The organism is Rhodomicrobium vannielii ATCC 17100, assembly GCF_000166055.1.
Classification (GTDB): Bacteria; Pseudomonadota; Alphaproteobacteria; order Rhizobiales; family Rhodomicrobiaceae; genus Rhodomicrobium; species Rhodomicrobium vannielii.
Window position 1 is genome coordinate 1,297,688 of the sequence record NC_014664.1, and the last position, 13,058, is coordinate 1,310,745.

At 64.2% G+C, this 13,058-nt stretch carries 12 protein-coding genes; 6 read left to right on the forward strand and 6 right to left on the reverse strand.

Translation table 11 applies throughout. The features are described 5' to 3' along the window. Positions 1-22 precede the first annotated feature (22 nt). The 5 genes from RVAN_RS05925 to RVAN_RS05945 all read left to right on the forward strand — a co-directional run bounded on the left by RVAN_RS05925 (position 23) and on the right by RVAN_RS05945 (position 5,037). Positions 23-865, forward strand: a complete 843-nt coding sequence (locus RVAN_RS05925) for a lysophospholipid acyltransferase family protein (RefSeq protein WP_162173126.1) — start codon at positions 23-25, stop codon at positions 863-865. A gap of 3 nt (positions 866-868) precedes the next feature. After that, positions 869-2,278 (forward strand): tRNA (N6-isopentenyl adenosine(37)-C2)-methylthiotransferase MiaB, encoded by a 1,410-nt coding sequence (miaB, locus tag RVAN_RS05930; RefSeq protein ID WP_013418851.1) that lies wholly within the window; start codon positions 869-871, stop codon positions 2,276-2,278. An 84-nt stretch (positions 2,279-2,362) separates the two neighbouring features. Then, positions 2,363-3,388 (forward strand): PhoH family protein, encoded by a 1,026-nt coding sequence (locus RVAN_RS05935; protein ID WP_013418852.1) that lies wholly within the window; start codon positions 2,363-2,365, stop codon positions 3,386-3,388. Between the two features lie 24 nt (positions 3,389-3,412). Beyond that, complete coding sequence (gene ybeY / locus RVAN_RS05940) at positions 3,413-3,982, forward strand: rRNA maturation RNase YbeY (protein ID WP_169309521.1); 570 nt, start codon at positions 3,413-3,415, stop codon at positions 3,980-3,982. Between the two features lie 95 nt (positions 3,983-4,077). Then, positions 4,078-5,037: a hemolysin family protein gene (locus RVAN_RS05945; protein WP_049779236.1), complete on the forward strand. Its 960-nt coding sequence runs from the start codon at positions 4,078-4,080 to the stop codon at positions 5,035-5,037. 104 nt (positions 5,038-5,141) lie between these two features. Here RVAN_RS05945 and RVAN_RS05950 read toward each other — a convergent pair whose 3' ends face one another. Next, positions 5,142-6,245: a glycosyltransferase gene (locus RVAN_RS05950; RefSeq protein ID WP_013418855.1), complete on the reverse strand. Its 1,104-nt coding sequence runs from the start codon at positions 6,243-6,245 to the stop codon at positions 5,142-5,144. Positions 6,246-6,352: 107 nt separating this feature from the next. Between RVAN_RS05950 and RVAN_RS18730 the strand changes: the two genes are divergently transcribed. Beyond that, positions 6,353-7,174: a glycosyltransferase family 25 protein gene (locus tag RVAN_RS18730; RefSeq protein WP_013418856.1), complete on the forward strand. Its 822-nt coding sequence runs from the start codon at positions 6,353-6,355 to the stop codon at positions 7,172-7,174. A 53-nt stretch (positions 7,175-7,227) separates the two neighbouring features. Here RVAN_RS18730 and RVAN_RS05960 read toward each other — a convergent pair whose 3' ends face one another. From RVAN_RS05960 to RVAN_RS05980, 5 genes are read right to left on the reverse strand one after another with little or no spacing between them, the layout of a single operon-like run. Beyond that, complete coding sequence (locus RVAN_RS05960; RefSeq protein ID WP_013418857.1) at positions 7,228-8,337, reverse strand: ABC transporter permease; 1,110 nt, start codon at positions 8,335-8,337, stop codon at positions 7,228-7,230. A 1-nt stretch (position 8,338) separates the two neighbouring features. Continuing rightward, positions 8,339-9,541 (reverse strand): ABC transporter permease, encoded by a 1,203-nt coding sequence (locus tag RVAN_RS05965; RefSeq protein ID WP_013418858.1) that lies wholly within the window; start codon positions 9,539-9,541, stop codon positions 8,339-8,341. Beyond that, complete coding sequence (locus RVAN_RS05970) at positions 9,538-11,334, reverse strand: ATP-binding cassette domain-containing protein (RefSeq protein ID WP_013418859.1); 1,797 nt, start codon at positions 11,332-11,334, stop codon at positions 9,538-9,540. Before RVAN_RS05970 ends, RVAN_RS05965 begins: the two co-directional genes overlap by 4 nt. Further along, positions 11,331-12,341, reverse strand: coding sequence for a secretion protein HlyD (hlyD, locus tag RVAN_RS05975; RefSeq protein WP_013418860.1), 1,011 nt, complete (start codon positions 12,339-12,341; stop codon positions 11,331-11,333). Before hlyD ends, RVAN_RS05970 begins: the two co-directional genes overlap by 4 nt. After that, positions 12,338-13,012, reverse strand: coding sequence for a TetR/AcrR family transcriptional regulator (locus RVAN_RS05980; RefSeq protein WP_013418861.1), 675 nt, complete (start codon positions 13,010-13,012; stop codon positions 12,338-12,340). The genes hlyD and RVAN_RS05980 overlap by 4 nt, the downstream gene beginning before the upstream one ends. Positions 13,013-13,058 lie beyond the last annotated feature (46 nt).

The following is a 13,058-nucleotide window of genomic DNA, read 5'->3' on the forward strand; positions in this document are numbered from 1 at the left end:
CGCGCTCGGAAGTGAAGGCGGCATGGATACTCTCGTTTTTCACGGCTTTATGATGCGACTGCTCGGTTCGATCAGGGCGACGGTTCTGCTTGCCGCGTTCATCGCCGTGACGTTGCCGCTCATGCTCTTGCAATGGTTGTTCCTGAAGCTTGGGCTCAAGCAGGCGAAGACGCTGCCGAACAGCTATCACAAGCTTGTCTGCCGCATCCTCGGCATCCGGGTGCATGTCGAGGGCAAGCTCGCCAGCGATCGCCCGGTGCTGCTCGTCTCGAACCATATTTCGTGGCTCGATATTCCCGCTCTGTCGACCGTTGCGCCGCTGAGTTTCGTCGCCAAGGCCGAAGTGGGCGTGTGGCCCTTCGTCAGCCTGCTCGCTAAGCTTCAGCGCACGGTGTTCGTGGACCGCACGCGGCGCACGCTCGTGAAAGACAAGGCGGGCGAGATCGCCGAACGCCTCGCCACCGGCGACACCATCGTGCTCTTCGCGGAAGGCACCAGCAGCGACGGCAACCGCATCCTGCCGTTCCGAAGCTCGCTTTTCTCCGCCGCCTCGCTCGCGCCGAATGCCGCCAACGACAACGGCCCGGAACCCGTGGTGCAGACTGTTTCCATCGCCTACACACACCTTCACGGCCTGCCGATCCTTCGCCATGAGCGCCCTTTCATCGCGTGGTACGGCGACATGGACATGATGAGCCACGCGTGGAACGTGCTGAAAAGCGGCCCCATCGACGTGACCGTTCGCATCGGCGAACCGGTGCGGCTTGCATCGTTGCGCGACCGGAAGGCTCTCGCCGCGTTCTCCGAAGCGGAGGTTCGCCAGTCCTATGTCGAACAGGTGACGGCGCGTCCGCGCGCGGCTTGAGATATGCAGGACGCTTGCGCCCCCGGGATTGAACAAGACGCGCGGCCCACCGCTAACGCGCCCGAAAAGCGCGTCTTCATCAAGACGTTCGGCTGCCAGATGAATGTCTACGACAGCGAGCGCATGGCAGACGCGCTGGGCGCGGCCGGTTTCGTCGAGACGGGCGCGCCGGAAGACGCCGACCTCGTCATCCTCAACACGTGCCATATCCGCGAGAAGGCCGCCGAAAAGGTATTCTCGGAACTCGGCCGCCTGCGCGTGCTCCGCGAGGCTCGCCGCCAGGACGGCGGCGGCAACCTCATGATCGCGGTCGCGGGTTGCGTTGCGCAGGCCGAGGGCGAGGAAATCGCAAGGCGCGCGGCGGTTGACATCATCGTCGGCCCGCAGAGCTATCATCGTCTGCCCGAACTGATCGAGCGGCGGGCTAGCACGCGCGGACCGGTCATCGAGACCGAATTTCCCGCCGCCGAAAAATTCGCAAGCCTGCCCGCGCCGAAGCTTCGCGCCGCGCCCTCAGCCTTCCTCACCGTGCAGGAAGGCTGCGACAAATTCTGCACTTTCTGCGTGGTGCCCTATACGCGCGGCGCGGAATATTCGCGGCCCGTGGCGCAGATCATCGAGGAAGCGAAGCGCCTCGCCGAGCGCGGCGTCCGCGAGATCACCCTTCTCGGGCAGAATGTGAATGCGTGGGCCGGGGAAGGCCCGTCGGGGAAGACATGGACGCTGCCGGACTTGCTGGCCGCGCTGTCCGAGGTCAACGGCATCGCGCGCCTCCGCTTCACGACAAGCCACCCGAACGACATGAGCGACGCGCTCATCGCCGCGCATCGCGACCTGCCGAAGCTGATGCCTTATCTGCATCTGCCGTTCCAGTCCGGCTCGGATCGCATCCTGAAGGCGATGAACCGCAAGCACCGCATGGAGGATTACCTCCGCATCGTGCACCGGCTGCGTGACGCGCGCCCCGACCTCGCGCTGTCGACCGACATCATCGTCGGGTTTCCCGGCGAGACGGACGCGGATTTCGAGGAAACCATGCGCATGGTGGAACGCGTTCACTTCGCGCAGGCTTATTCATTCAAGTACAGCCCGCGCCCCGGAACACCCGCCGCCGACCGCGCCGCGCAGGTGCCGGAAGACGTGAAGTCCGAGCGTCTCGCGCGGCTTCAGGCGCTGCTTTTCGCGCAGCAGACCGCCTTCAATGCCGCGATGGTGGGACGGACGCTTTCGGTGCTGTGGGAATCGCGCGGGCGCAATGAAGGACAGGTCGTCGGCCGCTCGCCCTACCTTCAGCCGGTGTACGCGGAGGGCGACCCGGCGCTGATCGGACACATCGCCGATGTGGAAATCGTGGCTGCAAGCCAAAATAGTCTTCGGGCTGTCATAAAAAATCTGGACGTTGACGCTACATAAAGGGACAATAGTGAGAGAGCGCTCGGCAAGCAGAATGCGGAGAAATACTTTTTGCCAGGTGTCGACATACCGCCACGGCGATCGATGAGCGCAACCTCGCGTCAGGCTTGGCGTGCCGGCTCGAAGCCGTCGCAATCGTCTCAATCCCTTTACCGGATTGAAATCACGTTCGACGATAACCGAAAGCTCGCCGATGTGTTGGGCGAGTTCGATGTCAATCTCGCCCTCATCGAAAACAGGCTCGGCCTTCGCGCTGTGGTACACGGCAATGTTGTCGTGCTCGACGGCGAAAAGGATACGTGTCTTCAGGGGAAAACGGTGTTGGAAACGCTGTATGGCCGCGCCAAGGGCGATGGCACCCTGTCGCAGGGCGACGTCGACGGTGCGATTCGCCACCTGACCGGCGGGCCCGGTTCAGGCGGCTCTGGGCTTGCGGTGGCGCAACCTGTGCCGAATGTCGGCGAACTTAAGACACGCAAGCGCACCATCGTCGCGCGAACGCCCGCGCAATCAAGCTATATCAAGGCTCTTCAGTCCCGCGAAATGGTCTTCGGCACCGGCCCGGCGGGCACCGGCAAGACGTACCTCGCGGTCGCCCACGCGGCGGGTTGCCTCGAACGTGGCGAGGTCGACCGGCTGGTGCTTTCGCGCCCCGCAGTGGAAGCCGGTGAACGCCTCGGCTTCCTGCCCGGCGACATGAAAGAGAAGGTCGACCCGTATCTTCGTCCGCTCTACGACGCGCTTTATGACGTGCTCCCCGCCGAAAAGGTGGAACGCGGGCTTGAGACGAAGTCGATCGAAATCGCACCGCTCGCCTTCATGCGCGGCCGCACGCTCGCGCATTCCATCGTCATTCTCGACGAGGCGCAGAATTGCACCGTCATGCAGATGAAGATGTTCCTGACGCGCCTCGGCGAGGGCAGCCGCATGATCATCACCGGCGATCCTTCGCAGGTCGACCTGCCCGCTGGCCAGCATTCAGGCCTCGCCGATGCACTCGGCGTGCTCGACGGCGTGGAAGGCATTGCGCATATTGCTTTCACGCGTGCGGACGTGATTCGTCACCCGCTTGTCGGGAGAATTATTGAAGCATACGAAACAAAGCGCTAAATCAAGAAGACCATGACACCGCATATGACAGTTTCCGAAACGAATACCTCCTCGGACCCCGATCCGAGCGGGGAAGGCGAGCCCTACCGAATAGGCACGGATATCTCGATTGAAGACGATCGCTGGGTATCCGTTGATGGGTTGGAAGACCTCATCCCCAAGCTCGTAGCCGAAACCTTGCGCGAGGCCGGTCTGACGCCGGAGGACGCCTGCGTCAGCGTGGCCCTCATGTCCGGCGAGCAGGTTCGTTCGCTGAACAAGGTGTTCCGCAGCAAGGACGCCGACACCAACGTGCTGTCGTTCCCGTCGCCCGAAGCTGCACGCTCTGCCGTTCTCGAAGATGAACCCGCGTTCCTCGGCGATGTTGCGCTGTCTTACGACGCGGTCGTGGGCGAGGCGCAAGCACAGGCGAAGACGCCTCTCCAGCATACCGCTCATCTCGTGGCGCACGGCGTTCTGCATCTGGTCGGCTTCGACCATGAAGCCGATGCCGACGCCGACGCAATGGAAGCCGCCGAGCGCGTCATCCTTGCCCGCTTCGGCATTCCCGATCCTTATCGGGATGATACGAGCAACTCCGCTCAGACACTTTGACCTCCATAACAGGGCTCACACACCTCAAAGCCATGCCTCCACAAATATTGCTCGACACGGGGAAATCGAAGCCTTCCGCTGGATGGTTGCAGCGGATGGCGGCCAATCTCGGGTTCGCCAGCAACGAGACGTTGCGCGACACGCTTGAAAGCGCCATCGCCGAAAGCGTAGGCGAAGACGACAAGTCAATGTCGCAGCAGGAGCGCATGATGCTCCTCAACGTGCTGGGATTCGGCGAATCCAAGGTTTCCGAGATCATGCTCCCGCGCGCGGACGTGGTGGCGGCTGAGGAACAGCAAACGGTCGGCGACCTGCTCGCGCTTTTCGCGCAGGAAGGCCACGCACGTATCCCCGTCTATCGCGAGAGCCTCGACGACGCCATCGGCATGGTCCACATCAAGGACGCCATGGTGTGGGTGATGAAGCACGGCGCCAAAGAGGGCCAAGTGGACCTCAGCCAGGACGTGCTGAAGACGACCATCGCGGATTCGAAGCTGGTCCGGGAGGTTCTGTTCGTGCCCGCTTCCATGTCGGCGCTGGCTCTCCTTGCGAAGATGAAGGCGAAGACGACGCATCTCGCCATCGTGGTGGACGAGTTCGGCGGCACCGACGGTCTTGTCACCTTGCAGGATCTGGTGGATTCCATCGTGGGCGACATCGCCGACGAGCATGACGATGCCCATCAGTTCTCCATCGCGGTCAAGGACGAAACCTTCGTCGCGAGCGCCCGCGCACCGATCGAGGATGTGGAGCAGGTGCTCGGCCTGTCCCTTGCCACGCCCGGCGTGACCGACGATGTCGATACGCTCGGCGGCCTGATCCTCGCAATGGTTGGAAGTTTCCCGAAACGCGGGCAGCTCATTCACCATCACTCGGGGGTCACGTTCGAGATCATGGAAGCCGGGCCGCGCCGCCTGCATACCGTGCGCATCTTCAAGCAGCGGGTGCTCAACGGACCGGAAAAGCCGCTTCTGCTGCCCGCACCCGACGGCGATGTCAGCCATGGCGGTGAGACTGCCACCCGCACGGAGCTTCGCGACGCAAGAGCCGCTTAGAGCGTGAGCCGCAGGTTGGCGCGAATTGCCCTAAGAACAAGCTTGGAGCGCGCTTTTGGGAAGCCGCTCCTTGAGCTTTATCGGCTGACTATCCGCAGCGTGATCTAGCGCGGCGTAGCGAGCCGCTCGAACAGCGCTTCCCACTCACCCGTGCGTGCATCCCAGGTCGCGAGCGCGCTGTCCGCGAGGCAAGCGCGGTGCATCCTTGTCCACAGCGCGTCATCGGCGAGAAGCGCTGCGCTGCGTGCGATGAACTCGTCCCTGTCCTTCGCGATAAACCCCGTTTCGCCGTCGCGCACGCGTTCGCTCAGCGAGCCTTCACCGAGCGTCACCACCGGTACCCCCGATGCAATCGCTTCGGCTGCGGCGAGGCAATAAGTCTCGTCGCGATGTCCGGGGATGAGCTGAACGCGCGCGCTCGCCAGTTCCTGCACAAGCGCACCGCGTGCGACGCTGCCCCGGAACAGGACGCCCTCCAGCGCAGCCTTGGCGGCGTTGGCGTTCGCCTGATGTGCCTTCGGTGCAAAAACGTCGAACCGCGCACCCGGCACCCTGGCCCGCACCTCCGGCCACAGACCGAGAAGCCAGTCGAGGCCGCGATAGGGCTGCGAGGTGAAGATCGCGCGCGGCTGAGGCGCTGCGTCGGTGGTGCCTTCCCGGTGAAACTCGTCGGCGATACCGTGATGGATGATGCTTCGACCGCTCGACGGTAGCCAGCGCGGGACGTTGCGCGAATGATAATCGCCGAGAAGCACGAAATGCGGCCGCGCCTTCAGCATCGGCAGCACGGTGCCACGGCGAACCTGCCGAAATCCCTTCAGCGGATTGTGCAACCACAGGATGGAGACGCGGAACGAGGTCGTCCAGAAAGCCCTGGGGGCTGCAACCGAAATCCCCACGTCGCCCCGCGTTTGCCCGCGGGCATCCTCGATCGGCAGGTATTCGACGCCGAATGTGCGCTGTCGGCTCGCGACGCCATTGAACACGCGCACGTCGTGCCCGCGCTCCGCGAGCGCCTCCGCAAGATGCACGACTGAGCTTTGCGTGCCGCCCATCGAGCCGGTCCTGAGCGTTTCGCCGGTGTAGGCGCTGCCTGGATGCAGGAAATCGATGCCAGAGGCTGCGCGGCCGACGCGCTCCCATAACGGAAATTGCTGGGCCGGCGCGGGACGCGCCCGCGCGTCGGAGAGCCTTAGAGTGATCACCATGTCCGATGGATACCAACCAACGCATTACCGAAGCTTGCGACATGGCTATTGTGCTACTTTTAGTTGAATGTTAATAACCGCACATTTCACGGAGGGATCGCAGCCTGATGCCGCAGTTGCCGGTTTTCCTGCTTAACCTTGACAGCGCTCCGCACCGCCTTGCCGCGATGAAGGAGCAACTCGACGCGCTCGGCCTCGCGTTTGAGCGCTTTCCCGCCGTCGCCGGCAAATTGTTGAGCGCGGACGAGCTTGAAGCCGTCGCACCGTCGCACCTCTGGGAAGGACGGCGGCGCCGCAATCCGGGCGAGATCGGCTGCTTCCTGAGCCACCGTGCGATTCTCGAAACCATCGTCGCGCGGAACCTGCCCCTCGCTTGCATCCTCGAAGACGACGTGCACCTGTCGCCCGATTTCGCGACCATCCTCGACGCCGCACGGCATCTGCCCCCGCAGGTCGATGTGCTGAAGCTGGAAATCGCGCTGCCCCGTGCGAAAATACCTTTCATCGAGGTATCGGCTTTCGCTGGTCGCGATCTTGTGTTTCTGCCGTCAGGCGGCTGGCCGGGAGCCGCCGCCTATATCGTGACACAGCGTGGAGCGAAGGCGCTGATAGCTCGCATGCCGGTGATGATCGCCTCGAACGACCGCCAGGCGTTCGACCCGCCCGCAAAGGATCTCGCGATTTTTCATCTGTTCCCGCTCCCTGCGGTGCAGGAGGGAGAAAGCGAGATGGGCCGCGCACCGAATCCACCGAAAGCGCCAAAGCCGCACCGCCCACCCGCTCGCATGCTGCGTGATGCCCTTGGAAAGGGCGTGCGCTCGGTCAACAAACGCGCCGCGCAACTGCGCTTCCAGATGAGCCTCCTCGGTGCGAGGAAAGCGCTGCTCGGTCGCCGCACCCGCAAGCGCGCCGACCTCGTGCGTATCTGAGGCACATCCCGCGAACGGCCGTCCGGCAAAAGCTGCGTTGGCGCGCAGCCGCTCTACGAAATCTTCCGCCGGAATAGCCACCCCGCCGCAGTCAGCGTGAACACCGCGATGAACAGCATCGGCCAGATGCGCTCGGCGACGAGCGCCATCGGCATGTCGCGCAAAAAGACGCCGCGCACGATCACCAGAAAATGCGTCAGCGGGTTCATGAGCGCGACGGGCTGGAGCCAATCCGGCATGTTCTGCACCGGGCTTGTGAAGCCCGAGAGCATCATTGCTGGCATCATGTAGACCATGGCGCCCAGCATCGCCTGTTGCTGCGTCGAGACGAGCGAGGATATGAACAGGCCCACGCCGATGATGGCGAGCAGGAACACGAACAGCCCCGCATAGAGCACCAGCGGCGAGCCGAGCATCGGGATGTGGAAAAACTGCGTCACGATGAGCATGATCGCGGTCGCCAGCACGAAGCCGACGATGAGGCCCGGCATCGCCTTGCCGATGAGGATTTCATGCGGCTGAAGCGGCGACACGAGAAGCTGCTCGAAGGTGCCGAGTTCGCGCTCCCGCGCCACCGACATCACCATGATCATGAGCACGGTGGTCATGGTGAGCGTCGCGACGAGGCTCGGCACCATGGTCGTGGCGTAGTCACGGTTCGGGTTATACCAGGAGCGCTCCACCACGGTGCTGATGTCGGGCGGATCGGTGCCCCCCATGGCCTGATCGATCGCGAACTGGGTCACGATGCTGCCGATATAGCCGTTCAGGATCTGCGCGGTGTTCGACCTCCGCCCGTCGAGGATCACCTGCACGGTCGCCGGTTCGCGCGCTGCCACCAGTCGCGAAAAGTCCTGCCCTATGCGGACGACGGCCACAACGCGTTGGCTGTCGATGACGGGCACGATCTCGCGATCGCTCTTGAGCCAGAGGATCGGCGCGAAGGCGGACGAACGCTCGAAGCGGGTCACAAGCTGACGCGAGGTTTCGCCCCAGTCCTCGTTCAAGACCGCGATGGAAGCGTGCTTCACCTCAAGCGTCGCGGCGTAGGCATAAAGAAACACCTGCATCAGCGGCGGAATGATGAATGCAATGCGCGCCTTCGGGTCGCGAAACGCAGCGAGCAGTTCCTTGACGATGAGTGCGAACAACCTCGGCGGCATCTCAGTCGAGCCTCATTTTCGAAAAACGCGCAGTCAGAAGCATCAATACCAGGCTCATGAAGGCGAGGATCAGGATCGAAGGCACGAGCACTGCGGCGACGTCGCCCGCGAGGAAAATCGTCTGGAGGCTCCGCACATAATACTTCGCGGGGATGATGGCCGAGAACGCTTGTAACGGGGTGGGCATGCTCGAAATCTCGAAGATGAAACCCGAGAAGAACAGCGCGGGAAGGAAAGCCGTGATCATCGCGATCTGGCTCGCGAGGAACTGCGAACGCGCGAGCGAGGATATGAGAAGCCCTGAACTCAGGGCCACGAGCAGGAAGGCCGTCGAGGCTGCGAGCAGCGCCCACATCGAGCCGCGCATCGGCACGTCGAACACGAAGATCGCGAACAGCACCGAGACCGCCATCGCGCATAGCCCAAGCACGAAGTTCGGCACGACCTTGCCGACGAGAAACTCCGTCACGCTGGCAGGCGTAGCAAGCAGCGCCTCGATAGTGCCGCGCTCCCATTCCCGCGCCACGACGAGCGCCGTGAGCAGAGAGCCGATCATCATCAGGATCAGCGCGATGGAGCCGGGCACGAGAAAGCGGCGGCTCTCAAGCTCCGGGTTGAACCAGAAACGCGGGTCGGTGGAGATGGGCGCCGCGCCTTCCTTGCCGCCCGATAGCGCGGATTGCAGGAGCCAGCTTTGCCACGCGCCCTGCGCATAGCCGTTGACGAGCGAGGCGGTGTTCGGGTCCGTGCCGTCGGTGATGATCTGCACGGCGGCGGAATCGCCCCGGCCGAGCCGCTCGGAGAAGTCGCCCGGCAGCACGATCACGCCTTCGAGGCGCGAGGCGGTGAGATCGTCGAGAAACGCGCGCCGGTCATGCGCGACTTGCACCCTGAACCACGGCGTATTGCTGAGTGAAGCCTCGAACCGCGCCGTTTCAGGGGTCGGCTCCTCGATGACGAGGCCGATGCGCATCTTCGTCACGTCGAACGACACGCCGAAGCCGAACAGGAACAGGAGGAGGATCGGCAGAACCACCGCAATCACGAGGCTGCTCGGGTCGCGCACGATTTGCAGCGTCTCCTTGCGGATGAGCGCCTTCATGCGGCGGAAGCGGCCGCTGCGGTCGCGCAGCGCTGCATCGGGTTCGGCTGGTGCGGCTGCCAAGGGGGCCGCGTCTATTGGTGTGCGTTCGAGCGTCGTCATGCCGCCGTCCCGAGGCGCGCTCCCGCGCCTTCCGCCTGCCGTTGGCTATCCTGCTCTTCGACAAGCGCGATGAATGCATCCTCGAGCGTCGGGTTAGGAAGCTCGGGCGTTTTCACCCGCGCCTGCAATGCATCCGGCGTATCGAGCGCGATGCAGCGGCCGCGATAGATCAGCGCCACGCGGTCGCAATATTCGGCTTCGTCCATGAAATGCGTCGTCACCATCACGGTCACGCCGCCGGACACCATGGCGTTGATCGTGCCCCAGAACTCGCGCCGCGTAATTGGATCGACGCCGGAGGTCGGCTCGTCGAGGAACAGCACGGGGGGGTTGTGCAGGATCGCGGCGGCCAGCGCGAGGCGCTGCTTGAAGCCGAGCGGCAGTTGCCCTGCATTGCTGGAAAGGTGCGGGCCGAGGTCGAACGCGGCGATGGCGCGCTCGATGGCTTCGCTTTTTGCGCGTCCCATGAGTCCGTACGCGCCGCCGAAGAAGTCGAGGTTCTGGCGCACGGTCAAATCGCCGTAGAGCGAGAATTTCTGCGCCATGTAGCCAAGGCGGGACCGCGCGGCCGCAGGCGCGCTGTAGAGGTCGTAGCCGTCGACGCGGGCGGTGCCGGACGTTGGGCGCAGGAGCCCGCACATCATCTTGAATGTGGTGGACTTGCCCGCGCCATTGGGGCCGAGCAGTCCGAAGATCTCGCCGCGCCGGATCGAGAAGGAAATGTTGTCCGCGGCGGTGAAGTTGCCGAACCGCCGCGTGAGGTTCAGCGCCTCTACAGCGGGGCCTTCGCGGTGCTCGATCTGCTCGGCGGACTTCATCTCGCGTGTGCGCTTCGGCTGGCCGCCGAGCATGACGACGAATGCATCCTCAAAGCGCGGTTTCGCGGGCCTGATGGTGATCGGCTGCGCCGTCTCGATGTCCTCGGGCGTCGGCGGCAGCGCTCCTTCCTTCGTCACGAGGCGCACGGCCGCGCCTTGCAACACGCCGTCGATGATGTCGGCCCTGGCCAGCGCGCGTTCCAGCACGACACGCCGCTCCGCCCCCGCGCCTTCGAGCAGGAAAGCACGGTCGCCGATGCGCGCCGTCATTGCCTTCGGCTCGCCCTGATAGAGCAGCTTGCCCTCGTTCAGCACGATGACCTCGGCGCAATTCTCCGCTTCGTCGAGATAGGCCGTGGTCCAGACGACGGCGACGCCCTCGCCCGTCAGTTCGTGCACCATCTGCCAAAGCTCGCGCCGCGAAATCGGATCGACACCCACGCCCGGCTCGTCGAGAAGCAGGATGCGCGGCGCCTTCAGCATGGCGCAGGCAAGCCCGAGCTTCTGCTTCATGCCGCCCGACAGCGCGCCCGCGAGGCGGTCGGTGAAGCGCGCAAGATCCGTGAAGGCGAGGAGGCGCTTGAAAGTGTCGTCGCGCTCCTTGCCGACGACGCCGCGAAGGTCCGCGTAGAGCGTGAGATTTTCGAGAACGGTCAGGTCCTCGTAGAGGCCGAAGCGCTGCGGCATGTAGCCGATGGACTGATGCAGCGCGATACTGTCGCGGATCGTGTCGAAGCCGCAGACGGTGAGCGAGCCTGAGGTGGGCGTCAAAAGCCCCGCCATCAGCCGCATGAGCGTGGTCTTGCCTGCGCCATCCGGCCCCGCGACGCCTGTCACCTGCCCCGGCTTGATGGCGAAGGAGAGCGTATCGAGCGCTGGCGGCCCGTCCGGCGTGAAGCGCTTCACGAGGTCGCGCGCAATCGCCATCGGAGCCGCGCCCGGCGCTTTCGCCTCGATGGCGGAATCGCCCGTCATGGCGCGCGGCTCGCAACCGGCGTGCCCTCGGAGGCAGGCGCAAGTTCCACCGTCACCGGCATGCCCTGCCGAAGTTCTTCATCGTTCCCGTCGACCACGACGCGCAAGCGATAGACGAGTGAGGTGCGAAGTTCGTCGGTTTGCACGGTCTTCGGCGTGAACTCGGCCGCCGTCGAGATGAAGCCGACCTTGCCACGATAGACCTTGCCGCCCGGCGTGTCGGTGTGAACCGTCACCGGCATGCCCGGCCTGATGCGGCCGAGGTCTGGCTCCGTCACGTACGTGCGCACCCACACGGGACTCGTGAGGCTCACGACGAAAACCGTTTCGCCCGGCTGCACGATCGCGCCGACCTCGCGAACGCGCGAGAGCACAGTTCCATCGCCGGGTGCGATGAGGTCCGCATCGGCAAGCTGCCGCTCGATGGTGGCAGTGACCGCCTTGCGCTCGTCGAGTTGCGCCTTGGCGTAGGCGATATCTTCCTTGCGGTAGCCCGCTTCCTGAAGCCTCAGCGCCTCACGCGCGGAATTGAGCAGCGCCTCGGCCTGCCGCTCCGCCGCCTGCGTGTCGTCGAACACTTTCTGTGATCCGGCGGGGGTCTTCAGCAGCGACTCGGCGCGCTTGCGTGTGATGGTGGCGTTCGCAAGCGTGGCCTCGCGCTCGGCGACCGCAGCGCGTGCCTGCGCGATTTCCTCAACGCGGTAGCCCGCCTTGAGCTTCGCGTAATTCGCCGCCGCCTGATCCGCCTGCGCGCGCATCTGCGCCAGCGATTCGCGGAAGTAGATCTTTTCGAGCGAGGCGAGCGTCTGGCCGGTATGGACCCTGTCCCCCTCGTCAACCGCGAGCGTCTCGATGCGCCCCGCCACCTTGAAGCCGAGGTTCACCTGCCGCACCTCGACATTGCCATGGAGGCGCAATTCGCCCGTGGTCTCGTGGCTTACCCTGTACCACCAGTAGCCGCCGCCTGCCGCGACAATGGCAAGAGCGATGAGAAGGATGCGTTTCATTCCGGCTTCTCCTTCGTGACGAGGCCGAGCAGATCCCGGTGGGCGTTGACAGCGGTCGCGACGTCGAGCGGGTCGAAACGTCCGAACAGCGACCGCCAGATGACAACGCCCAGCAGCGGCCAGAAAAACAGCTGCGGGCATTTTACCAGTGCGTCGCTGCGAAGTTCGCCCCGCTCGAAGCCGCGCTTGGCCACCGCGCGAATTGCCGAAAGCCCCCGCGAAACCACTTCGCGGTGATGAAACTCGGCGATGCGCGGGAAGCGCGGACCTTCCGAGATGAGAAGCTGAAGCATCTTCTCGCGCTCCGTCCCGAGGATTTCGGTCTGAAACAGCGCGATGATGCGCTCCAGAATCACCGGCGCGGGCACATCGGGCAGGACCGCGATGGCATTGATGCGAGAGAGCAGCGGGTTGGCGAAGCTTAGCAGAAGCTCTTCGAACAGCGCTTCCTTGTCCGGGAAATAGAGATAGAGCGTGCCCTTCGCGACGCCAGCCTTGCGGGCCACGTCTTCGAGACGCGCGGCGGCGAAGCCATGATCGGCGAAGACCTCGAAGGCGGCGGCGAGGATTGCCGCGCGGCGCTCGTCCTGCGAGGGACGTTTGCGCTCCGTCGCGGCCGTGTCCGCCTCGCTCCGGGAGGCTACGTTTTCGGGGCGATCATCTTGCGTCATTGCTAAGCTATTTGATGTTTTGTCGCAGGCAACAAGAGCGGCGAAG

Coding starts and splice junctions, on each gene's coding strand:
- RVAN_RS05925 (WP_162173126.1), top strand. CDS start 23: ATGGATACTCTCGTTTTTCACGGCTTTATGATGCGACTGCTCGGTTCG.
- miaB (WP_013418851.1), top strand. CDS start 869: ATGCAGGACGCTTGCGCCCCCGGGATTGAACAAGACGCGCGGCCCACC.
- RVAN_RS05935 (WP_013418852.1), top strand. CDS start 2,363: ATGAGCGCAACCTCGCGTCAGGCTTGGCGTGCCGGCTCGAAGCCGTCG.
- ybeY (WP_169309521.1), top strand. CDS start 3,413: ATGACAGTTTCCGAAACGAATACCTCCTCGGACCCCGATCCGAGCGGG.
- RVAN_RS05945 (WP_049779236.1), top strand. CDS start 4,078: ATGGCGGCCAATCTCGGGTTCGCCAGCAACGAGACGTTGCGCGACACG.
- RVAN_RS05950 (WP_013418855.1), bottom strand. CDS start 6,245: ATGGTGATCACTCTAAGGCTCTCCGACGCGCGGGCGCGTCCCGCGCCG.
- RVAN_RS18730 (WP_013418856.1), top strand. CDS start 6,353: ATGCCGCAGTTGCCGGTTTTCCTGCTTAACCTTGACAGCGCTCCGCAC.
- RVAN_RS05960 (WP_013418857.1), bottom strand. CDS start 8,337: ATGCCGCCGAGGTTGTTCGCACTCATCGTCAAGGAACTGCTCGCTGCG.
- RVAN_RS05965 (WP_013418858.1), bottom strand. CDS start 9,541: ATGACGACGCTCGAACGCACACCAATAGACGCGGCCCCCTTGGCAGCC.
- RVAN_RS05970 (WP_013418859.1), bottom strand. CDS start 11,334: ATGACGGGCGATTCCGCCATCGAGGCGAAAGCGCCGGGCGCGGCTCCG.
- hlyD (WP_013418860.1), bottom strand. CDS start 12,341: ATGAAACGCATCCTTCTCATCGCTCTTGCCATTGTCGCGGCAGGCGGC.
- RVAN_RS05980 (WP_013418861.1), bottom strand. CDS start 13,012: ATGACGCAAGATGATCGCCCCGAAAACGTAGCCTCCCGGAGCGAGGCG.